Source organism: Pseudomonas sp. (assembly GCF_035512415.1).
Classification (GTDB): domain Bacteria; phylum Pseudomonadota; class Gammaproteobacteria; order Pseudomonadales; family Pseudomonadaceae; genus Aquipseudomonas.
Genome location: NZ_DATKDZ010000012.1, coordinates 15,751 through 35,585 on the forward strand (window position 1 = coordinate 15,751; position 19,835 = coordinate 35,585).

General features: G+C 62.9%; 20 protein-coding genes. 12 read left to right on the top strand and 8 right to left on the bottom strand.

All coding sequences use genetic code 11. The features are described from left to right. Window positions 1–161 precede the first annotated feature (161 nt). Both VMP31_RS05425 and VMP31_RS05430 read right to left on the bottom strand, forming a co-directional pair. Entirely contained in the window at window positions 162–743 is a 582-nt protein-coding gene (locus VMP31_RS05425; protein ID WP_167142437.1) for a superoxide dismutase, read from the bottom strand. 179 nt (window positions 744–922) lie between these two features. Next, on the bottom strand, window positions 923–1,534 hold the full coding sequence (locus VMP31_RS05430; RefSeq protein ID WP_325504869.1) for a LysE/ArgO family amino acid transporter: 612 nt from the start codon (window positions 1,532–1,534) through the stop codon (window positions 923–925). Window positions 1,535–1,623: 89 nt separating this feature from the next. On the opposite strand from VMP31_RS05430, the gene VMP31_RS05435 reads away from it, so the two are divergent. Continuing rightward, complete coding sequence (locus VMP31_RS05435) at window positions 1,624–2,517, top strand: LysR family transcriptional regulator ArgP (protein ID WP_325504871.1); 894 nt, start codon at window positions 1,624–1,626, stop codon at window positions 2,515–2,517. A 9-nt stretch (window positions 2,518–2,526) separates the two neighbouring features. Here VMP31_RS05435 and VMP31_RS05440 read toward each other — a convergent pair whose 3' ends face one another. Next, window positions 2,527–3,582: a saccharopine dehydrogenase family protein gene (locus tag VMP31_RS05440; protein WP_325504873.1), complete on the bottom strand. Its 1,056-nt coding sequence runs from the start codon at window positions 3,580–3,582 to the stop codon at window positions 2,527–2,529. A gap of 163 nt (window positions 3,583–3,745) precedes the next feature. Here VMP31_RS05440 and VMP31_RS05445 point away from each other — a divergent pair, with 163 nt between their 5' ends. Further along, on the top strand, window positions 3,746–4,738 hold the full coding sequence (locus VMP31_RS05445) for an NAD-dependent epimerase/dehydratase family protein (protein ID WP_325504875.1): 993 nt from the start codon (window positions 3,746–3,748) through the stop codon (window positions 4,736–4,738). 9 nt (window positions 4,739–4,747) lie between these two features. Here VMP31_RS05445 and VMP31_RS05450 read toward each other — a convergent pair whose 3' ends face one another. Then, window positions 4,748–5,062, bottom strand: a complete 315-nt coding sequence (locus tag VMP31_RS05450; RefSeq protein WP_325504877.1) for a hypothetical protein — start codon at window positions 5,060–5,062, stop codon at window positions 4,748–4,750. 523 nt (window positions 5,063–5,585) lie between these two features. On the opposite strand from VMP31_RS05450, the gene VMP31_RS05455 reads away from it, so the two are divergent. Then, window positions 5,586–6,428 carry an ATPase gene (locus tag VMP31_RS05455; protein WP_325504879.1) on the top strand — a complete coding sequence of 281 codons (843 nt, stop codon included), beginning with the start codon at window positions 5,586–5,588 and terminating at the stop codon, window positions 6,426–6,428. Window positions 6,429–6,603: 175 nt separating this feature from the next. Here the strand turns inward: VMP31_RS05455 and VMP31_RS05460 are convergent, their stop codons facing one another. Beyond that, window positions 6,604–7,653 (bottom strand): alkene reductase, encoded by a 1,050-nt coding sequence (locus VMP31_RS05460; protein WP_325504881.1) that lies wholly within the window; start codon window positions 7,651–7,653, stop codon window positions 6,604–6,606. 38 nt (window positions 7,654–7,691) lie between these two features. Then, a complete protein-coding gene (locus tag VMP31_RS05465; protein WP_325504883.1) occupies window positions 7,692–7,994 on the bottom strand; it encodes a helix-turn-helix transcriptional regulator in 303 nt (100 codons plus the stop codon). Window positions 7,995–8,120: 126 nt separating this feature from the next. On the opposite strand from VMP31_RS05465, the gene VMP31_RS05470 reads away from it, so the two are divergent. Next, window positions 8,121–8,705, top strand: coding sequence for an ACP phosphodiesterase (locus VMP31_RS05470; protein WP_325504885.1), 585 nt, complete (start codon window positions 8,121–8,123; stop codon window positions 8,703–8,705). Here the strand turns inward: VMP31_RS05470 and VMP31_RS05475 are convergent. Both VMP31_RS05475 and olsB read right to left on the bottom strand, forming a co-directional pair. Further along, window positions 8,702–9,496 (bottom strand): lysophospholipid acyltransferase family protein, encoded by a 795-nt coding sequence (locus tag VMP31_RS05475; RefSeq protein ID WP_325504887.1) that lies wholly within the window; start codon window positions 9,494–9,496, stop codon window positions 8,702–8,704. The two genes, VMP31_RS05470 and VMP31_RS05475, sit on opposite strands and share 4 nt — an antisense overlap. 110 nt (window positions 9,497–9,606) lie before the next feature. Further along, window positions 9,607–10,365 (bottom strand): L-ornithine N(alpha)-acyltransferase, encoded by a 759-nt coding sequence (gene olsB, locus VMP31_RS05480; RefSeq protein WP_090249004.1) that lies wholly within the window; start codon window positions 10,363–10,365, stop codon window positions 9,607–9,609. 147 nt (window positions 10,366–10,512) lie between these two features. On the opposite strand from olsB, the gene VMP31_RS05485 reads away from it, so the two are divergent. From VMP31_RS05485 to VMP31_RS05520, 8 genes are all read left to right on the top strand, one after another. Beyond that, a complete protein-coding gene (locus tag VMP31_RS05485; protein ID WP_325504888.1) occupies window positions 10,513–11,400 on the top strand; it encodes an acyl-CoA dehydrogenase in 888 nt (295 codons plus the stop codon). 162 nt (window positions 11,401–11,562) lie between these two features. After that, complete coding sequence (locus VMP31_RS05490) at window positions 11,563–12,348, top strand: MBL fold metallo-hydrolase (RefSeq protein ID WP_325504889.1); 786 nt, start codon at window positions 11,563–11,565, stop codon at window positions 12,346–12,348. Window positions 12,349–12,501: 153 nt separating this feature from the next. After that, the gene (locus VMP31_RS05495) at window positions 12,502–13,560 is read left to right on the top strand and encodes a serine hydrolase (protein ID WP_325504925.1); all 1,059 of its coding nucleotides are present in this window, start codon (window positions 12,502–12,504) and stop codon (window positions 13,558–13,560) included. Continuing rightward, a complete protein-coding gene (locus VMP31_RS05500) occupies window positions 13,557–13,889 on the top strand; it encodes an amidase (RefSeq protein WP_325504891.1) in 333 nt (110 codons plus the stop codon). The genes VMP31_RS05495 and VMP31_RS05500 overlap by 4 nt, the downstream gene beginning before the upstream one ends. Before the next feature lie 114 nt (window positions 13,890–14,003). Beyond that, window positions 14,004–15,161 (top strand): phosphatidylserine/phosphatidylglycerophosphate/cardiolipin synthase family protein, encoded by a 1,158-nt coding sequence (locus VMP31_RS05505; protein WP_325504893.1) that lies wholly within the window; start codon window positions 14,004–14,006, stop codon window positions 15,159–15,161. A 75-nt stretch (window positions 15,162–15,236) separates the two neighbouring features. Continuing rightward, window positions 15,237–15,848, top strand: a complete 612-nt coding sequence (locus tag VMP31_RS05510; protein WP_325504895.1) for a DUF2846 domain-containing protein — start codon at window positions 15,237–15,239, stop codon at window positions 15,846–15,848. 152 nt (window positions 15,849–16,000) lie between these two features. Next, complete coding sequence (locus VMP31_RS05515) at window positions 16,001–17,683, top strand: fatty acid--CoA ligase (RefSeq protein WP_325504897.1); 1,683 nt, start codon at window positions 16,001–16,003, stop codon at window positions 17,681–17,683. A 360-nt stretch (window positions 17,684–18,043) separates the two neighbouring features. Further along, the gene (locus tag VMP31_RS05520; RefSeq protein WP_325504898.1) at window positions 18,044–19,834 is read left to right on the top strand and encodes a DUF1302 domain-containing protein; all 1,791 of its coding nucleotides are present in this window, start codon (window positions 18,044–18,046) and stop codon (window positions 19,832–19,834) included. Window position 19,835: the final 1 nt, after the last annotated feature.

The window sequence follows — 19,835 nt, forward strand, 5'->3', positions numbered from 1 at the left end:
CATGGGACTTGAATGGTGTGGTTTATTTGCCCGGGGGCGGTCGACGGGCGGTGTCCATCATACGGCGTGGTCGTGGGTGGCGGGGTTATGACGGGGAAATCCTTAGCCCTATACGTGAAAACCCGGCCAGATGGCCGGGTTTTCAGGCTGTAACGTGGTGCTTAGGCGGCGTAGTTTTTCGCTACGAAGTCCCAGTTAACCAGGTTCCAGAACGCCTCGACGTACTTCGGACGCATGTTGCGGTAGTCGATGTAGTAGGCGTGTTCCCAAACGTCGCAGGTCAGCAGCGGGGTGTCGCCGCTGGTCAGCGGGCAGCCGGCACCGATGGTGCTGGCCAGAGCCAGGGAACCGTCAGCCTTCTTCACCAGCCAGCCCCAGCCGGAACCGAAGGTGCCGATGGAAACCTTGCTGAACTCTTCCTTGAACTTGTCGAAGGAACCGAAGGCGGCGTTGATCGCGTCAGCCAGGGCACCGGTCGGCTGGCCACCGGCGTTAGGGGCCAGGCAGTTCCAGTAGAAGGTGTGATTCCAGACCTGCGCAGCGTTATTGAAGATGCCGCCCGAGGAGGTCTTGACGATCTCTTCCAGGGTTTTGCCTTCGAACTCGGTGCCAGGTACCAGGTTGTTCAGGTTCACGACGTAGGTGTTGTGGTGCTTGTCGTGGTGGAATTCCAAGGTTTCCTTGGAAATGTGCGGCTGCAGGGCGTCATGTGCGTAGGGCAGCGGCGGCAATTCGAAAGCCATTGTCTATCTCCTAATCAGGTCAGGTGCGGTGTGCGCGAAGCCGATCACGGGCGGCCATAAATAAGCGGCGTGAGTTATCTCTTTGCGCCGCAAGCCTTGGATCATAGCACTGGCCCTGCGCCTTAAACACGCGCCAACTGTGTGGGAAACGACCCCCGGCGTGTTGCTTCAGGGCCGTTTTAGAGCATGCCGGGGTTGCTCAGCAGCTGCCAGGCAATGCTGAACATCATCAGTGCCACACCCAGATCGATAAAGCGCCAAGTGCTTGGGCGCGCCAGCCAGGGGGCAAGCCAGGCTGCGCCGAGGGCCAGGCAGAAGAACCACATTAATGAAGCGCTGGCCGCGCCCAGGGCATAGGCACCGGGCACCGGCTGCTGCGCGCCGAGTGAGCCGATCAGCAGCACGGTGTCCAGGTAGACGTGCGGGTTGAGCAGGGTGACGGCCAGGGCCGCCAGCAACACCGCCCGACGTGAACGCGGTCCGCTCTGGGCCACCTCGTTCAGGGCCTGGGGCCGGCAGGCCCGCAGCAGTGCCTGAGCGCCATACCAGAGCAGAAAGGCCGCGCCACCCCAGCGTGCCACGCCCAGCAGAACCGGGTTCTGCGCCAGTACGGCAGCCAGGCCGAACACGCCGGCAGTGACCAGCAGGGCATCGCAGACCACACAGAGCAACGCCACCGGCAGGTGATGCTCGCGGCGCAGGCTTTGCGCCAGTACAAAGGCATTCTGCGCGCCGAGGGCGATGATCAGGCCGGCGGCGATCAGTAATCCATTTAAATAGCTTTGCCACATGGTTGTTCTCCTTTTGCTGGTGGCCAGTTTGTTGTGCTTGGCTGTATAAGAAAAACCAATCTTGCTGATGACTCATTAGGAGAACTGATTTGTTCGACTACAAATTGCTTGCCGCCCTGGCGGCCGTGGTGGAGCAGGCCGGTTTCGAACGGGCGGCCCAGGTGCTGGGGTTGTCACAGTCGGCGGTGTCGCAGCGGATCAAGCTGCTTGAGGCGCGGGTGGGTCAGCCGGTGTTGTTGCGCGCCACGCCGCCGGTGGCCACCGAGGTCGGTCAGCGCCTACTCAACCATGTGCAGCAGGTGCGTTTGCTGGAGCGCGATCTGCAGGGGCAGGTGCCGGCGCTGGATGAGGGCGGCCTGCCCGAGCGGCTGCGTATCGCCCTCAACGCCGACAGCCTGGCGACCTGGTGGGCGGCGGCGGTGGGCGAGTTCTGCGCTCGCCAGCGTTTGCTCCTGGACCTGGTGGTGGAGGATCAGGATGTCGGCCTCAAGCGCATGCGTGCCGGCGAGGTGGCAGCCTGTGTCTGCGCCAGCGAGCGTCCGGTGGCGGGCGCGAGGGCCGTACTGCTGGGCGGGATGCGTTACCGCGCCCTGGCCAGCCCGGGCTTTGTCGCCCGGCACTTTCCCCGGGGAGTGACGGCGGCGGCACTGGCGCAGGCCCCCGCTATTGTCTATGGCCCTGACGATCAGCTGCAGCACCGTTACCTGTCTGCCCTGGGCGTTGAGGGCGGTTTTCTTCACCATCTCTGCCCCTCGTCAGAGGGCTTTGTGCGCCTGGCCGAGGCCGGCTTCGGCTGGGGGCTGATGCCCGAGTTGCAGGTGCAGGCCGAGCTGGCCCGCGGCAGCCTGGTCGAACTGCAGCCGGAAAGAACCCTGGATGTGCCGCTGTACTGGCACCACTGGCGCAACGGCGGCGAGTTGCTCGGTGAGTTGACCCGCCACCTCTGCCAGGCGACTGCCGCGTGTCTGGTGACGCTGCACTGAAGCCAGGGCTCAGGAGATCAGCACTTTGCCCGAGCCCGGCAGTTGCTCGACGCAGCGCTCGCCGAGCAGCCTGGATGGGGTGAAGTAGCCGCCGGGGCCCTGGTAGTCGAGCAGGTGACGGACCGCCAGCAGCGCTCCGTGCACGGTGACGTCATAGCCGTTGGCAGTTTCCAGGCGTGCACTTCTTACCTCGCCGGCGGCATTGCGTACTTCGCCCCACAACCAGGTGCGCTGGCGCTCGCGGGTGGCGGCGTCGGGGCCCTGAACGCGTTTGCTGATCAGCGCCTTGAGCCAGTTCTGCACCCCGTCCAGGCCGAGCAGGGGGCGTAGCGGGTCGATCAGCCGCATCAGCAGGGCCACGGTAGTAGGGGCGGGCAGGTAGACCTCGATATTGTCGATGCCGGTGGAATGGTAAGCGGTCGAGACATCGCCCCAGGGGATGGTCACCGCCGGTTTTTCTCCGCGGCCGAAGTTGATCGCGCGGCGCTTGTAACCCAGCGGCACGTCGGTGATAACCCCGGCGCGGCGCACCTTGCCGCCAAACTTGAGGCCTTCCACCGAGGTTTTTGCCGTACCGGGCGACAGCCCGCTGCCACTGTCGAAGCCCAGGGCCAGGTGCGTGGCATCCGGCATGGCCTGATGCAGGCAGGCGGCCAGGCAGTCGCTGGGGATGACATCGAAACCTACGCCGGGGCACACCACCAGGCCCAGTTCGCGGGCCTGGGCATCGCGGCGGTGGGCCGCCTCGAACACGCCGATCTCGCCGGTGATATCCACATAGTGGGTGTTGCTGGCCAGGCAGGCGTCGAGCATTGGCGCGCTGGTGGCGGAAAACGGTCCGGCGCAGTGGGCGACCACGGCGATGTCGGCCAGCGCCTCGCGGGCCCGCTCAGGCTGATGGATGTCGAACACCCGGCACTCCAGGCCGAGCAGGCTGCCCAGGGCATGCACCGCCGCCGGGTTGCGCCCAGCCAGAATGGGCGTGAGGCCCTGGCGCTTGGCTTCGCTGGCCAGCAGGTGGCCGGTGTAACCGTTGGCTCCGTAAATCATCCAGTTGCTGGCCATCCTGTACTCCTTGGTAGGTTGTTTGCGCTGACAGCTTAGCCGCTACGGCCGTTGCCGTTGGTTTGACGCGGGTGCCAGGAGTCGCTGTTCTGGCCGGCAAGGTCACGAGCGGCCGCAGCGGACGCTGCTAGAGTGGGCAAGGGCTTGAGTACAGGGGACGGTAATGAAGATTCTGGTAACCGGGGCCAGCGGCTTTATCGGTGGGCGTTTTGCCGATTTTGCCCTGACGCAGGGCCTGGAGGTGCGGGTCAATGGGCGACGCGCCGAAGGTATGCAGGCGCTGCGCGAGCGTGGTGGCGAATTCGTCCAGGGCGATCTGGCCGACCCTGCGCTGGCGCGGCAGCTGTGTCGCGATGTCGAGGCGGTGGTGCATTGCGCGGGTGCGGTGGGAGTATGGGGCAGCTACGAGCATTTCTATCAGGCCAATGTTGGCGTTACCGAGAACCTGATCGACGCCTGCGTCGAACAGGGCGTGCGCCGTCTGGTGCACCTGTCTTCGCCTTCGGTGTATTTCGATGGCCAGGCCCATGTCGGGCTCAAGGAAGAACAGCTGCCCCGGCGTTTCTCCGACCACTACGGCAAGACCAAGTATCTGGCCGAGCAGCGGGTGTTCGCCGCCCAGGCCCGTGGCCTGGAGGTGTTGGCCCTGCGCCCGCGCTTCGTCACCGGCGCGGGGGATACCAGCATCTTTCCGCGCCTGATTAATATGCAGCGCAAGGGCCGCCTGGCGATCATCGGCAATGGTCGCAACCGGGTCGATTTCACCAGCGTGGACAACCTCACCGCGGCCTTGCTGAGCGCGCTGCAAGCGACGGGGCCGGCGCTCGGGCAGGTATACAACATCAGCAATGGCGAGCCGGTGCTGCTTTGGGAGGCGGTCAATTACGTGCTGCAGCGGCTCGATCTACCGCCGGTCAGCCGTCATCTGCCTTATCCCCTGGCCTATGGTGCGGCCGCGCTTAACGAGGGACTGTGCCGGCTGTTGCCCGGGCGTCCGGAACCCAGCCTGTTTCGCCTCGGGGTGGTGGTGATGGCCAAGGATTTCTCCCTGGATATCAGCCGTGCCCAGCACTATCTGAACTATCAGCCCAGGGTCGATCTGTGGACCGCGCTGGATGAGTTCTGCCAGTGGTGGCAGGTTCGCCAGCCCACTTGAGACCTGGCCTCAGGCGTAGACCCGTTGGCCACGATAGATGCGTACCGAGCCGCTGTTGGCCACATGGGCGGCCTCCAGCAGCAGCGGGTGACCGGCCTGCATGCGTGGGGCCGGGGCCTGCGGGGCGGTGTTGAAGGGGTTGTCGCTGAGCTCTGCCAGGCGCTGGCCGAGTTGCCGGGTCTGTTCGTCGCTGGAGTCGAGGCAGGCACTGAGCATGGCGTTGATCGCGTCCGGTTGGCTCAGGCGAATATCCACGGCCTGTTCTTCGCGCAACCTGCGGCGTAAAGCCTGCATGCAATCCAAAACTGCTTTGTTCAGTTCCATATGCCTTCCCCTGGTGGTTGTGCCTGCTCCGGGTTCGTCTTGTCGCGAAACCGCGGGTAAATGTCGCAATGGGGTAAATGCAAAGCTTGTACCAGTTCACAAAAACGCGAATTTCGTGGTCTGCAGGCCGCAGCCGTGGGCTATTGCGCCCTTCGTCGGTGCGTATTGCACCTGTGTTGCGCAACGCTGAAGCGGGGCCGGTAGGGTCTGTTGCCGTTTCGCTCGCGGCCGCGCCGGAGCCAGTTTTAGTGCGAGGCAAGGCACGAGACACGAAGTTTGGTTGTTCCAAATGAGTGTCGAGAAACGCAGCATCGCGCTAAAACTGGCCCGGCCCTTCGGGTTGCGCGGAAAATCTCGCCATGCGGTGTTGTAGGACTTGGCAAGGGGACACCATTACCTGCGTCCTACGCCTAGCCTGGCGAGATTTTTCGCAGCAACGTGGCTCGCGACGAAACGGCAACAGACCCTAGCCGTTATACTGCGCGGCATTTCGCGCCATTAGCACTTTCTTGAAGGTTGACCCATGCGTAACGATGCCCACGACGAACTCGATCATGTGCCCAGCCTGAGGGCCGGCGTGCGCGATCACGACGATTTCGCCGCCGATCACCACGAACCCGCCGCAGCGCCTGCGGCCTATAGCCGTGCGGCACCGGTTAAAAGCGCCAGCACCGGGCCACTCTGGGCCCTGGTCGGCGCGCTGATGATCGCCCTCGGCGGTTTGGGCTGGTGGAGCTTCCAGCAGATCAAGCTGATGGAGCAGCAACTGGTTGCCACCCAGGAAAGCTTCGCCCGTATCAGTGAGGAAGCGGCTGGGCGCATTCAGGATATTTCCGGCAAGGTGGTGGCCACCGAGTCCAGCGTTACCAGCGGCAGCGAAGCGCTCAAGTTGCAGGTCAAGCAACTGGAAAGCAAGCTGGTCGAGCTGAGCAAGCAGCAGCAGGCCGTGGCCGGCCAGCAGAGCGGCCAGGGCAAGCAGATCGAACAGTTGGCGGCCGAGCTGAAAAGCCAGCAGGGTGTCACCGGGAAATTCGAGAGCAGCCTGAAAACCCTGGGCAGTGAGCAGGCCACACTGAAAGGCCAGCAAGCGAAATTGCAGACGGCGCTGGTCGATACCAGCAAGTTCGACGCTCAGTTCAAGAGCCTGAGCGGCGAGGTTGAGGCCTTGAAGAAGATCGGCAACCCCAACCAGGCCATCTCCCGCCTGGAGCAGGACATTCTGGTGCTCAAGAGTGACCTGGAAACCCGCCCGGCGGCCAGCAGCAATACCGCCGAGTTCGATGCTTTCCGTGCGCAGATGACCCGCAATATCAGCACCCTGCAGGCTCAGGTGCAGAATCTGCAGCAGCAGATCGACGCGCGCTGAGTTAGGCGTAAACAAAGAAGCCCGCCAATTGGCGGGCTTCTTTGTTTGCGGTGGTTAAACCCCGCATAGGCGCGGGAAAAACTCTGTGGGAGGCGCTTCAGCGGCGAGCTTTTGCTAACCCTATCGCGGCTAAAGTCCCTCTCCGGCAGAAGAGCTGCGTCTATGTCGCGTCAGGTTACAGCGTTGGGTAGTCGAGATAGCCGACCGGGCCTTGGCTGTAGAAGGTTTCCGGGTGCGGCGCGTTCAGCTCGGCGTCCTGCGCCAGGCGCGCGGGCAGGTCCGGGTTGGCGATAAACGGCACGCCGAAGGCCACCGCATCGGCCTTGCCTTCAGCCAGCCAGGCATTGGCCTGGTCTTTGGTGAAACGCTCGTTGGCGATAAATACGCCGCCGAAGGCTTCTTTCAGGCTTGGCGACAGGCTGTCGTCGGCTTCCTGCTCACGGGCGCAGATAAAGGCGATGCCGCGTTTGCCCAGTTCCTGCGCCACGTAGGTGAAGGTCTCGGCGCGGTTGGCGTCGCCCATGTCGTGGAGGTCGGCCCGTGGCGACAGGTGTACGCCAACGCGGCCAGCGCCCCAGACTTCAATTGCCGCATCGGTGACCTCCAGCAGCAGGCGCGCGCGGTTTTCCAGGTTGCCGCCGTAGCGGTCGGTGCGCTGGTTGGTGCTGCTCTGCAGGAACTGGTCGGGCAGGTAGCCGTTCGCGCCGTGGATTTCCACACCGTCAAAACCAGCGGCCTTGGCGTTTTCCGCGCCTTGGCGATAGGCCTCGACGATGTCGGCGATTTCCTCGGTAGCCAGGGCGCGCGGGGTGACGTAATCCTTCATCGGCCGCACCAGGCTGACGTGGCCTGCTGGCTGGATGGCGCTAGGAGCCACCGGCAGTTCGCCATTCAGGTACACCGGGTCGGAAATGCGCCCCACATGCCACAGCTGCAGAACGATCTTGCTGCCGGCTGCGTGCACCGCCTTGGTGATATTGCTCCAGCCGCGCACTTGCGCATCCGACCAGATGCCGGGGGTGTCCGGGTAGCCGACGCCCATCGGGGTCACGGCGGTGGCTTCGCTGATAATCAGCCCGGCGCTGGCGCGCTGTACGTAGTACTCGGCCATCAGTGCGTTGGGCACACGGCCTTCATCGGCGCGGCAGCGGGTCAGCGGGGCCATGATGATGCGGTTGTTGAGTTGCAGGTCGCCGATCTGAATAGGGTCGAAAAGCGTGGTCATGGGTGAGCTTCCTTTATGGTGAGGCTGACTAAAAATGGCTAGAGCGCTTGGCTGATATGGTTGAGAAACGCCTGGATGGTCTCTTCATTGCGCTTGAAGAAGTGCCACTGGCCGACCTTCTTGCTGCTGATCAGACCGGCGCGCTGCAAGGTCGCCAGGTGCGCGGACACCGTCGATTGCGACAGCCCGATGCGCTGGTCGATCTTGCCGGCGCAGACGCCGTTTTCCAGCGAATGGTCCTGGTCGGCGAAATAGGCCTGGGGGTCTTTCAGCCAGTGCAGAATGTCGCGCCTCACCGGGTGGGCCAGGGCCTTGATGACCTCGTCAATGTCGAGTTGCATAGGGGCGTTCTCTGTGTGCTGTAACGTCATATCGCGATGGGGCGAACCTTATATCGGTTGTTGGCGATATACAGATCGTTCGTGGCGATAGTCTTCATCACGCGTGCTGATGTGTAAGCTGTGGCCATGAACTACCTCGCGCATCTACACCTGGGCGGCGACGCGCCGGCGCAACTGCTGGGCAGCCTGTATGGCGATTTCGTCAAAGGGCCGCTGGCTGGGCAGTGGCCGGCGGATATCGAAGCGGCGATCCGCCTGCACCGACGCATCGATGTATTCACCGACAGCCACCCGCTGCAATTGCAGGCGCGGGCGCGCTTTGCCGTCGAGCGGCGGCGCTATAGCGGGATCTTGCTGGATGTGTTTTTCGATCACTGCCTGGCGCTGCACTGGGCCGACTATGCCGCCGAGCCACTGCCGCGCTTTACCGGGCGGGTCTATCAGGTGCTGGCCGCCGAACCACGCTTGCCCGAGCGCCTGGCGCTGATCGCACCGCGCATGGCCGCACAGGATTGGCTGGGCAGTTACCGCGAGTTCGCCGTGCTGGAACAGGTGGTGGCGGGGATCGACCGACGGCTGTCGCGGCCCGGCTTGCTGATAGGCGGCCTGGGGGAGCTGGAGCGGTTGTATCAGCCGCTGTTGGAGGATTTTCGCCAGTTCTATCCCGAACTACAGGACTTCGTTGCTCGCGAGCGTGGGCTTGCCGGTTAGGCCGCCTGGCTTTCTGTTTCCGTCCTTGCTGTTTCAGTTGCGGCTGCTGCACCAAACAGCGCGTGGCTGATCGCCTGGTGGGCTGCGCGGGCCAGGGCATTGCGATTCAGATCGCTGCTGGCAATCGGCGTCAGCAGCTGGATTTGCACTTCGCTCAGCTCGCTGTCAAGCAGGCGCAGCAGGTGCGAGAGCATGTCGTCATCGCCGATAAAGGGGGCCACGCTGCAGGGCTTGCCGCCGCGCAGGTAACGGATGGCCACCGGTTGCACATACACGCCGGTGTCGATGGCGCTGCTTAGCAGGCGGCCGTGAAAAGTGCGCAGGCCGAGGCCGTCGGTGGTGGTGCCTTCGGGGAAGATCAGCAGGTTACGCCCGAGCTGCAAATGCCGACCCAGCTGCTGGTTAAGCAGGTTGCTGTCGCTCGATCCACGGCGGATAAACAGGGTGCCGGCCTTGTGCGCGAGCCAGCCGGCCACGGGCCAGGTGCGCACCTCGGCCTTGGACAGAAAGGACAGCGGGGTGAGCATGCCGAGTAGCGGAATATCAGTCCAGGACACGTGATTGCTGACCCACAGCATCGGCTGACGCGGCAGCTCGCCCTGTACCTGCAGGCGAAACGGCAGGGCCGCAGCCAGGCGCGCGAGAAACCAGCGGGTCAGGCGCTGGCGGGTTGGCATCAGGTCGTGCCGGACTAGCCGTTCCAGCGGAGTGATACCCGCCGCCAGCAGGGTGCCGAGGCTGATCACCGCCAGCAGGCGCGCCAGGCGCAGGTATAAACGCAATTTCTTCATCGAGCCCTTCCGCATGCAAAGACACAAACGCCGGCACTGTCTACAGGCTGACGGCGGTAAGAGCAACCCGTACGGCTAGCGGCGCTGCTCGGTGGCGGGTTGCACCCACCCTACACGGCGGCTTTGAAGTGCCGTGCATAGCGCGGGCAGAGCTCATCGCGCTTGAGCAGGATAAACACGTCGGCGACCTGGAAGTCCTGGTCCCAGCATGGCTCGCCGCAGATCTTCGCGCCCAGGCGCATATAGGCCTTGAGCAGCGGTGGCATCTCGGCGATCACGTTGCTCGGCACATCCAGCGCCGGCAGCGGGGTTTTCGGTTCGGCGCGCAGATGCTCGGTGCACAGGTAGCGTTCGCGTAGGCGCTGCATGATCGCCTGGGCCTGGATGCCGCCGTCCTGCATGGAGATGCTGGCGCAACCCATCAAGTAGCGATAACCGCCTTCGTTGAGCACCTCGGCCAGCTCGCCCCAGAGCACGGCGATGGTCGCGCCGTTGCGGTAGGCGGCGTCGACGCAGGTGCGGCCGATTTCCAGCACCGGCCCTTCGAGGTGCGGCAGGCCGTGCAGGCTAAATTCTTCTTCGCTGTAGAAACGCCCCAGGCTGGCGGCAGCGCGGTGGTCGAGCAGGCGGGTAGTGGCCACCAGCTCACCGCTGTTGAGGTCACGCACGCCGATGTGTTGGCAGTGAATGTCGTAATCATCCATGTCCAGGCCCAGTTCGGCACCCTTGAGCTTGGCATCGAATTCGGCACTGAATACGCGAAAGCGCAGCGCCTGTGCTTCGCGCAGGGCGGCAGCGCCGTGTAAGCGCTCGGCCTGCAGGCGACGAGCTGGGGTAGTGCGGTCGCGGGTGATTGCCATCTGGGTCATGCCGTATCTCCGTTAGCCAGCTTTTTGCCTTGCAGCCGGTCGATCTTGTTGGGCAAGCTCAGGCTAGGTAGCGGCGGTGTCACCTCCGTGAATCTTTGGTGATGCTTGTGTGACAGCGACTTCGCTAACCCCAACAAGGAGCAATGCATGCCCTGGCAACAGTTGTTGAGCCCGCAAGCGCGTCTGCCTGTGGCAGATATGGAGGCTTGGTACGCCAGCCTGCTGGAACGCATCGGCAACCCGACCCCGTTGCAGCTGGTCTTGCTTGGCGGACGCCTGGCGGCGACGCCGGGACTGGCGTTTATCGCCGGTTACCAGGGCGCGTTGCGCGCACTCTGGCCGGCCGCGCCCTGGACCCTGGGCGCGCTGTGCGTGACCGAGAACCGCAGCACCCGGCCGGCGGATATGAGTACGCGAATCAGCGCACTGAGCCTCGATGGCCGCAAGGATTTTGTCACCGCCGCCGAAGCTGCCGACTGGTTGCTGGTCGCCGCCCGCGAGGAGACCGCCGGAGCGCCGGTGCAACTGGCCCTGGGTGTGGTGCGCAATGGCGCACCGGGCGTGCGTATCGAGACATTGCCGGCGTTGCCGCTGATGCCGGAGATCAGCCATGGACGTCTGCATTTGCAGGGCGCGCATTGCGAGCGATTGCCCGGCGATGGCTGGGATGATTACGTGAAACCCTTCCGCACTCTGGAAGACACTTATGTGCTGGCGGCGCTGGCGGCCTGGCTGTTTGGCGTGGGCCAGGATTCTGCGTGGCCGCAGGCCCTGCAACTGCGCCTGCTCGGTCTGCTCGCCGGCTGTGCGGAAGTGGCGCGGCAATGCCCAAGCTCTGCCGACGGTCACCTGATGCTGGCCGGCCTGTTTGCCCAGTTCGACAGCCTGCGTGCCGAGCTCGATAGCGCCTTTGCGGCAGGCGATGTGCACTGGGCGCAGCTCTGGCAGCGCGATCAGGGCTTGCTGTCGATTGCCGGCGGCGCACGCAAGAAACGCCTGGAAAAGGCCCTGACGCTGCTCGGTATAACCCTGTAACGCGCAGTAGCCCGGATGCAATCCGGGCAATACCTAGCCTGCCGAACCGCTCCCGGATTTCATCCGGCCTACAGATCGCGCATGCCTCGCTGGTTTGACCCAGATCAGTAAGCGCGGGCCCCGGTGCTGGTAGGCTCGCGGGCTTTCCAAGGGGAACTTGCCATGCGACGCGAACCCATCATTCTGTTCGACAACGGCCACCACCAATGCATGATGTTCGATGACCTGGTCAGCGGCGAAGGGGTGCAGTCCAACCAGTTCCTGATCACCGACCACGAACAATACCTGCTGCTCGATCCGGGCGGCGACCTGACCTATACGCCGCTGTCGTTGGAGCTGTCCAAACACATCCCGGTGCAGGACCTGACCTATATCTTCGCCTCGCACCAGGACCCGGACATCATTGCCTCCCTGGACAAATGGCTGCTGCATACCCGCGCCAAGGTCATCTGCTCCAAGCTGTGGGCGCGTTTTCTGCCGCACCTGACGGCTAACTACCTGGCGCTGAGTCGTGGCATCAACACCTTCGATCGGATCATCGCCCTGCCGGACGGTGGCCAATCCTTCGCCCTGGGCAAGTGCACGCTGAAAGCCGTGCCGGCGCATTTTCTGCACTCGGTGGGCAACTTCCAGCTGTATGACCCGATCAGCAAGATCCTGTTTTCCGGCGATATGGGGGCCTCCCTGGTGGACGACGCCAGCCCGGTGAGCGACTTCATCAACCATGTACCGAATATGCTCGGTTTTCACCGCCGCTATATGGGCAGCAACAAGATCTGCCGACTCTGGGCGGCCATGGTTCGCGAGATGGATGTGGCGATGATCGTGCCGCAGCACGGCCGACCCTTTGTCGGCGCGGAGATGATCAATGCCTTCCTCTACTGGATCGAGAACCTCGAATGCGGCATGGACCTGATGGGCCCAGAGGATTACCGCCTGCCGAAATAGGTTAAGTCCGGCAACAGGTGCTTCTGATGCTTTTTAGCGTCATCGATGGCGTGCTAGGGTGCCGCCTTCGACGATTCTGCAGGCGGTTCTATGTCCTTTTTCCATGGCTGTACGCGCTGGGCCCTGGCTTGCAGTTTTGCTCTTTCCGGCAGCATGGCCTGGGCGCAAAGTTGGCCCGATGCGCATTGGGCGAGCGAGCCAGCACCGTCCAGCGCGGCCCTCAGCGCCCTGGAAAGCTATACCTTCCCAGCCCGAGATGACACCACCCGCAGCGGCGTACGCAGCGATGCCCTGCTGGTGATCCGCGACGGTGTGCTGGTGTATGAGCGTTATGCCGCGCCGACCACAGCCGCCACGCCGCACCTGACCTGGTCCATGGCCAAGAGCCTGCTGGCCAGCACCCTGGGCGTGGCCTACGGGCAGGGGCTGTTTCGTCTGGATCAGCCGGCGGCCGCGTATTACCCGCCCTTTGCCGCGCACCCCGAGATCAAGCTCGGCCATTTGCTCAACTGGGCCTCGGGCCTGGCCTGGCAGGAAGACTACGAGTACGCGCCGCTGAAGTCCTCGGTGGTGGCCATGCTCTACACTCGCGGGCGCAGCGATATGGCTGCCTTTACCGCCGCCCATGCTGCGGACGCCGAGCCCGGCGCGCGTTTTCGCTACTCCAGCGGCGACAGCAACGTGCTGGCGGCAGCGCTGCGCGGCATGGTCGGGGCCGAGGCCTATGCCGACTATCCATGGACCGCACTGTTCGAGCCCCTGGGCATCCAGTCGGCGGTGTGGGAACGCGACGCCGCGGGCACCTTTGTCGGCTCCTCCTACCTCTATATGAACGCTCGCGACCTGGCTCGCGTCGGCCTGCTGATGCAGCGCGACGGCCGTTGGCGGGAGCAGCAGTTGCTGCCCAAAGCCTGGGTCGAATTCAACCGCACGCCCTTTGCCAACTACCGGCCCGAGACCAGCAAGCCCGGCGATGCCGTGCCGGGCGGCCACTGGTGGCTCAACGCCGCCGTGGCCGGAGCGCGCAAGCCCTGGCCGGATGCGCCGGGCGAGACCTTCGCCGCCCTCGGCCACTGGGGTCAGGGCCTGTATATATTGCCGCGGGAAAAACTGGTGATCGTGCGCTACGCCGATGACCGCGATGCCAGCTTCCAGCACAACCAGCTGCTCAAACTGGTGCAGGCGGCCTTTGCCCCCGAGGTGCAGCCATGATCCGCCGTCGCCCGCTACGCACCCTGCTGATACTGATCATGCTCCTGCTCGCGGCCTGGGCCTGGCTCAACCGCGCACACCTGCAGGCCTTTCCCGGGATCATCGGGGCCTATTCGGCCAAGGAATATTGCTCCTGCCGCTATGTCAGCCAGCAGCCGGCCGACTACTGCCTGGGCTATGTCGAGCAGTACGTGCCGCTCAGTGATCTGTTCGATGATGTAGAGCACAAACGGGTCACCGCCCGCGGCCTGGGTAGCAGCCAGACGGCCCAGTGGCTGGGGGCGCGCCAGGGTTGCCAGTTGCTACCGCTGGCCGCGCCGCTGCCCTGAGCGCATCGCCGCCACTGTCGGGGCTTGCAAGGCGCGGCCAGATGGCTATGGTGGCAGCTCAATCCGCTGCTGGAGGCGTAATGCCCAGCCCTGTTTGCTTATGCGTCTGTGTCCATGCCCCATAACATCTTTCCCTGGCGGCAGGGCAATCGCTTTGCGTTGCTGCTTGATGGCGAACGGTTCTTTCCACGCATGCTGGAGCTGATTGCGGGCGCGCAACGGCAGGTAGCGCTGGAGCTGTATCTGGTCGAAAGCGGTGCCTGCGCTACGGCGCTGCTCGACGTACTGTGCGCCGCAGCGCAGCGTGGGGTGGCCGTGCGCTGTCTGTTCGATGCCTTTGGCGCACAGGGCCTGCACCAGGCCGAGCGCCGTCGTTTACTCGAGGCCGGGGTGCAGCTGCACTGGTACAACCCGGTGCACTGGAAACACGGGCTGCGCAACTTTCATCGTGATCACCGCAAGCTGTTGCTGGTCGATGGGCAATTCGCCTTTGTCGGCGGCACCGGGGCCACCGACGAGTTCTGGACCCCGGGTGAGCAGGCCAGCCGCTGGCACGAGGCGATGGTTGAAATCAGCGGCCCGCTGGTGGCCGACTGGTTGCAGCTGTTCGAGCGTCAGTGGCTAGCCTGTCAGGCCCGGGTCGCCTGGCGACCGCGTGTGCCTCTGGGGGTCAAACCGCTGGTGCCCATACCGCCGGCGGGGCAGGGCCTGGGGCGGGTCGCCTTTGCCGACGCCCTGCAGCATCGCGATATCCTCCTGTCGCTGGTACGCGCGCTGCACGGGGCCAAGCAGCGCATCTGGCTGGCGACCCCCTATTTTCTGCCGACCTGGAAAGTCCGTCGGGCCTTGCGCAAGGCGGCCTCTCGGGGTGTCGAAGTGCGTCTGCTGCTCAGCGGTCGGCATACCGACCATCCGCCGATACGTTTTGCCGGCCAGCGCTATTACCCAGGCTTGCTCAAGGCTGGTGTGCAGATCTTCGAATACCAGCCGCGTTTTTTGCACCTGAAGATGGTGCTGGTGGATGACTGGGTTAGCCTCGGCTCCTGCAACTTCGATCACTGGAACCTGCGCTTCAACCTCGATGCCAACCTCGAAGCCCTGGAACCCGGTTTGACCGCCAGCGTGGCGGCGAGTTTTCAGGCGGATTTCGCCGTTAGCCAGCAGGTCACCCTGGAGGATTGGCGCGCGCGGCCTTTCTGGCGACGTGTGCAGCAACGCCTGTGGGGCTGGCTGGACAGGCTGGCAGTGAACTTGCTCGACCGTCGGCGCTGACCCGCACTTTTGTCGGGTGTGGTCGGCTGATCTCGCGGCTATGCTCGGTCAACAAATCTAATAAGGGTGCTGGCGATGCGCGGTCTTAGTCTTTTTGCCTTGCTGTTAACGGTTGCGCTGAGTGGCTGCTCGACGCCTGGTGCGTTCTTTGGCAAAACCCAGGGCGAGCCCTTTCGCGAGCACCGACTCAGCGACGACAAGCACGCCCTGGTTTACCTTTACCGCCCGCAAAGCGACTGGGCCGATCAGGAGCTGGAGGCCCCGGCGCTGTTTCTCAACAACCAGCTGATCGGCAGCCTGCCGAGCAATGGCCACTTGGTGCTGGAGTTCGACGTTGCCAGTTACAAGCTGGAGATGCGCCGGCCGCTGTTTGGCACCTACTGGTCCCTGCTGGCTGATGGCCCGCTGGACTTTACCCTGATTGCCAGTTTTGCCCTGGATGCCGAGGCGGGCGGCACCTACTACCTGCGTTACGACGAGCTCAATCCACCGGCCGTTAGTCAGCAGGCCCCAGGGCAGGGTGATGGCCCGCTGCAGCTGGTGTCCGCGGCAGCGGCCACCGCCGAGATCGCGGCGACCCGCGAAGTGCAGCCTCTCGAGCGGATTGCCGCCAGCGGCGAGACCGAGCGCATGCAGCGCAGCTTCTGGCGCAAGGTCGGCAAGTCGCTGGACTTTATTGGTATCTAGCAGGCCGCCATAACCACGCGCGGTGCTGGCAATCCTCTGCTGTGACCGAAAGTGGCTTGGCAGTCACGCAAAAAATCATTCTTTGGGCTGATTTTGTCGGGTCGCCAGGGCTCTAGATTGACGGCACTTAAAAAAACCAGAAAGGTACCGCCATGCTGCAGACCCGCGTGATTGCGCCCGCTGAGAATGCTCACCAAGCTCCCTTGCTGATCAAGCGCCTGCTGCTCTCCGGCAGTCGCTATGAGAAAACCCGCGAGATCGTCTACCGCGATCAGCTGCGTTACAGCTACGCCACCCTCAACGAGCGTATCGCCCGCCTGGCTAATGTACTGAGCGAAGCCGGGGTCAAGGCCGGTGATACCGTGGCGGTGATGGATTGGGACAGTCACCGTTACCTGGAGTGCATGTTCGCCATCCCGATGCTCGGTGCGGTGCTGCACACCATCAATATCCGCCTCTCGGCCGATCAGATTCTCTACACCATGAACCATGCCGAAGATAAATTCGTGCTGGTCAACAGCGAGTTCGTGCCGCTCTACAAGGGCATCGAAAGCCAGCTGACCACGGTGGAGAAGACCATTCTGCTCACCGATGCGGCCGATAAAACCGCCGAACTGCCCAATCTGGTCGGCGAGTACGAGACGCTGTTGGCCGCGGCCAGTGCGAGCTACGCGTTTGAGGATTTCGACGAAAACTCGGTGGCCACCACCTTCTACACCACCGGCACTACCGGTAACCCCAAGGGCGTGTATTTCAGCCATCGCCAGCTGGTGCTGCACACTCTAGCCGAAGCCAGTGTGCTCGGTAGCCTGGACAGCATCCGTCTGCTCGGCACCAACGATGTGTATATGCCGATCACCCCGATGTTCCACGTGCATGCCTGGGGCATCCCTTATGTGGCCACCATGCTCGGGGTCAAGCAGGTCTACCCGGGCCGTTACGAGCCGGACATGCTGTGCCGGCTGATTCGCGAGGAGAAGGTAACCTTTTCCCATTGCGTGCCGACCATTCTGCAGATGGTGATGGGCGCGCCCAGCGCCCAGGATTATGACTTTGGCGGCCTGAAGCTGATTATCGGCGGCAGTGCGCTGAATCGTTCGTTGTACGAGGCAGCCAAGGCCCGTGGTATTCAACTGACCGCGGCCTATGGCATGTCGGAAACCTGCCCGCTGATTTCCTGCGCCCATATCAACGACGAGATGCTCGCCGGTAGCGAAGACGAACGCACCACTTACCGGATCAAGGCCGGGGTGCCAGTGCCGCTGGTGGAGGCGGCGATCATGGGACCCGACGGCAGCCTGTTGCCGGCCGATGGCGAAAGCCAGGGTGAGCTGGTGCTGCGTGCGCCTTGGCTGACCCAGGGTTATTTCCGCGAGCCGGAGAAGGGCGCGGAGCTGTGGCAGCACGGCTGGCTGCACACGGGCGATGTCGCCACCATCGACGACTTCAGCTTTATCGACATCCGCGACCGCATCAAGGATGTGATCAAGACCGGCGGGGAGTGGATTTCCTCCCTTGAGCTGGAAGACCTGATCAGCCGTCACCCGGCCGTGCGTGAAGTTGCGGTGGTCGGCGTGGTCGATCCGCAGTGGGGCGAGCGGCCCTTTGCCCTGCTGGTGCTGCGCGAAGGCCAGAGCCTGGATGCCAAGGGCCTGAAGGATCACCTCAAGCCTTTTGTCGAGCAGGGCAGTATCAACAAGTGGGCGATACCGACCCAGATCGCGCTTGTTACCGAAATTCCCAAGACCAGTGTCGGCAAGCTGGACAAGAAACGCATTCGCCTGGATATCGTCCAGTGGCAGGCCGCCGGTAGTGCTTTTTTATCCACTCTTTAAGATGGGTGCGCCGGGTGCGGCAATTGCCCTGTCCGGCCAGCGTGTGGATCTGAAACGGGCGTTTTAACTGGGCTGCCGAGTAACCGGCGTCTGTAACTTGTCGTTTTATTCGGCGGTTTGGCGCGGCGCTGTTTGGCGAGAACCAGGGCGTACGTTAGTGACTGATTAGTCAAACAAGCGTTTGGCTTGCTAATTGCTGTACTCAGGCCATTCTTGCTGTTGCAGAGAGTGGCCAACCGGCCGAAACCTGCGAGCCAGAGTGCCTGGGGGCTGCAAATCACACTTTCGAGGGATCAAGCAGTACCACCCGCTGGCTATAGTTCGCACCATCCATAACAAAAAACACATGGAGTAGCGTCGATGACAAAGACAAAGCAAACCTGGCGCCTGGCAAAATTGCCACTGGCCGTCAGCCTAGCATCCACCCTCGCCGCACCAGCGTTCGGCGTTACTTTTAATATTGGCGAAATCGAAGGCCAACTCGACTCGTCCATGTCGGTCGGCGCAAGCTGGTCGGTACGCGGTGCCGATCCTGATCTGATCGGTACCCGTAACGGCGGTAAGGCCTCCTCGCAAACCGGCGACGATGGCCGCCAGAACTTCAAACGCGGCGAAACCTTCTCGAAGATCTTCAAGGGTATCCATGACCTCGAATTGAAGTACGGCGATACCGGCGTCTTCGTCCGTGGCAAGTACTGGTACGACTTCGAGCTGAAGGACGAAAGTCGTCAGCTGTACGACATCAGCGACAGCAACCGCAAGGAAGGCGCGCAGTCGTCCGGCGCTCAGATTCTCGATGCCTTTGTCTACCACAACTATTCGATTGGCGATCTGCCGGGCTCGGTCCGCGCTGGTCGTCAGGTTGTGAGCTGGGGTGAAAGTACCTTTATTCAGAACTCGATCAACTCGATCAACCCTGTCGACGTGGCCTCCTTCCGTCGCCCGGGTGCCGAGATCAAAGAGGGTCTGATCCCGGTCAATATGTTCTATGTGGCCCAGAGCCTGACCGACAACCTCTCCGCTGAAGTGTTCTACCAGCTCGAGTGGGACCAGACGATCGTCGATAACTGCGGAACCTTCTTCGCCCTTGATGTGCTGGCCGACGGCTGTGACGACCGCTTGGCCGTTGCCGGTAGCGACGCCGGTGGTCCTGGCAGTCCGGGTTATCGTTATTTGGGCCGTTCCGGCGATCGTGATGCCCGCGATAGCGGCCAGTACGGTATCGCCCTGCGCTGGTTCTCGCAGGAGTTGGACACCGAGTTCGGTTTCTACACCATGAACTACCATAGCCGTACGCCGAGCCTGTCCTATACCGCCGGTCAAAGCGTGTTCCTGCTGCCTAACTCGGTAGAAGATCCAAGCACGGGCGAAATGTTCGCCAAGTACTACCTGGAATATCCGGAAGATATTCGCCTGCACGGCGTCAGCTTCTCCACCACGGTGGGTGCTGCCTCGGTTGCTGGTGAACTGAGCTATCGGCCGAATATGCCGATGCAGATCAATACCACCGACCTGACCCTCGCTGCTGTTGCCCAGGGCGGTTTGGCACAGGCTTTGGGCGTCAATACCAACCTGCCGGTCTACACCAGTGGCCATGCGGCCTTTGGTCCGGGCGAAGAGCTGAAGGGTTATGTGCGGAAGCCATTGACCCAAGCGCAGGTTACCGTTACCCAGTTTGTCGACCAAGTCATGGGGGCGTCGCGTCTGACCCTGGTGGGCGAAGTTGGTTATTCCCATGTCAGCAACCTGGGCAAGAACGAACTGCGTTTCGGTCGTGCACCTGAATTCGGTGCCGGCGAGTTCCCGACCAACACTCTGTGTACTGCCATTGCCAACCCGGCCAACCCGGACGAGTGCAACAGCAAGGGCTTCTACACCACCACGTCCTGGGGCTACCGCGCTCGCGCAATCCTCGATTACAACGACGTGTTTGCCGGTGTAAACCTCAAGCCGAACGTGTCCTGGTCGCATGACGTCGATGGCTACGGTCCGACCTTCAACGAAGGCAACAAGGCCATCAGCCTGGGTCTGGATGCCGAATACCAGAACACCTATACCGCCAGCCTTTCCTACACCGATTTCTTCGGTGGCGAATACAACACCAACATCGATCGCGATTTCGTTGCGCTCAGCTTTGGCGTGAACTTCTAAG

Bases quoted from the DNA above. Each gene is read 5' to 3' on its own strand.
- VMP31_RS05425 (WP_167142437.1), bottom strand. From the start codon at position 743: ATGGCTTTCGAATTGCCGCCGCTGCCCTACGCACATGACGCCCTGCAG.
- VMP31_RS05430 (WP_325504869.1), bottom strand. From the start codon at position 1,534: ATGTGGCAAAGCTATTTAAATGGATTACTGATCGCCGCCGGCCTGATC.
- VMP31_RS05440 (WP_325504873.1), bottom strand. From the start codon at position 3,582: ATGGCCAGCAACTGGATGATTTACGGAGCCAACGGTTACACCGGCCAC.
- VMP31_RS05445 (WP_325504875.1), top strand. From the start codon at position 3,746: ATGAAGATTCTGGTAACCGGGGCCAGCGGCTTTATCGGTGGGCGTTTT.
- VMP31_RS05450 (WP_325504877.1), bottom strand. From the start codon at position 5,062: ATGGAACTGAACAAAGCAGTTTTGGATTGCATGCAGGCTTTACGCCGC.
- VMP31_RS05455 (WP_325504879.1), top strand. From the start codon at position 5,586: ATGCGTAACGATGCCCACGACGAACTCGATCATGTGCCCAGCCTGAGG.
- VMP31_RS05460 (WP_325504881.1), bottom strand. From the start codon at position 7,653: ATGACCACGCTTTTCGACCCTATTCAGATCGGCGACCTGCAACTCAAC.
- VMP31_RS05465 (WP_325504883.1), bottom strand. From the start codon at position 7,994: ATGCAACTCGACATTGACGAGGTCATCAAGGCCCTGGCCCACCCGGTG.
- VMP31_RS05470 (WP_325504885.1), top strand. From the start codon at position 8,121: ATGAACTACCTCGCGCATCTACACCTGGGCGGCGACGCGCCGGCGCAA.
- VMP31_RS05475 (WP_325504887.1), bottom strand. From the start codon at position 9,496: ATGAAGAAATTGCGTTTATACCTGCGCCTGGCGCGCCTGCTGGCGGTG.
- olsB (WP_090249004.1), bottom strand. From the start codon at position 10,365: ATGACCCAGATGGCAATCACCCGCGACCGCACTACCCCAGCTCGTCGC.
- VMP31_RS05485 (WP_325504888.1), top strand. From the start codon at position 10,513: ATGCCCTGGCAACAGTTGTTGAGCCCGCAAGCGCGTCTGCCTGTGGCA.
- VMP31_RS05490 (WP_325504889.1), top strand. From the start codon at position 11,563: ATGCGACGCGAACCCATCATTCTGTTCGACAACGGCCACCACCAATGC.
- VMP31_RS05495 (WP_325504925.1), top strand. From the start codon at position 12,502: ATGGCCTGGGCGCAAAGTTGGCCCGATGCGCATTGGGCGAGCGAGCCA.
- VMP31_RS05500 (WP_325504891.1), top strand. From the start codon at position 13,557: ATGATCCGCCGTCGCCCGCTACGCACCCTGCTGATACTGATCATGCTC.
- VMP31_RS05505 (WP_325504893.1), top strand. From the start codon at position 14,004: ATGCCCCATAACATCTTTCCCTGGCGGCAGGGCAATCGCTTTGCGTTG.
- VMP31_RS05510 (WP_325504895.1), top strand. From the start codon at position 15,237: ATGCGCGGTCTTAGTCTTTTTGCCTTGCTGTTAACGGTTGCGCTGAGT.
- VMP31_RS05515 (WP_325504897.1), top strand. From the start codon at position 16,001: ATGCTGCAGACCCGCGTGATTGCGCCCGCTGAGAATGCTCACCAAGCT.
- VMP31_RS05520 (WP_325504898.1), top strand. From the start codon at position 18,044: ATGACAAAGACAAAGCAAACCTGGCGCCTGGCAAAATTGCCACTGGCC.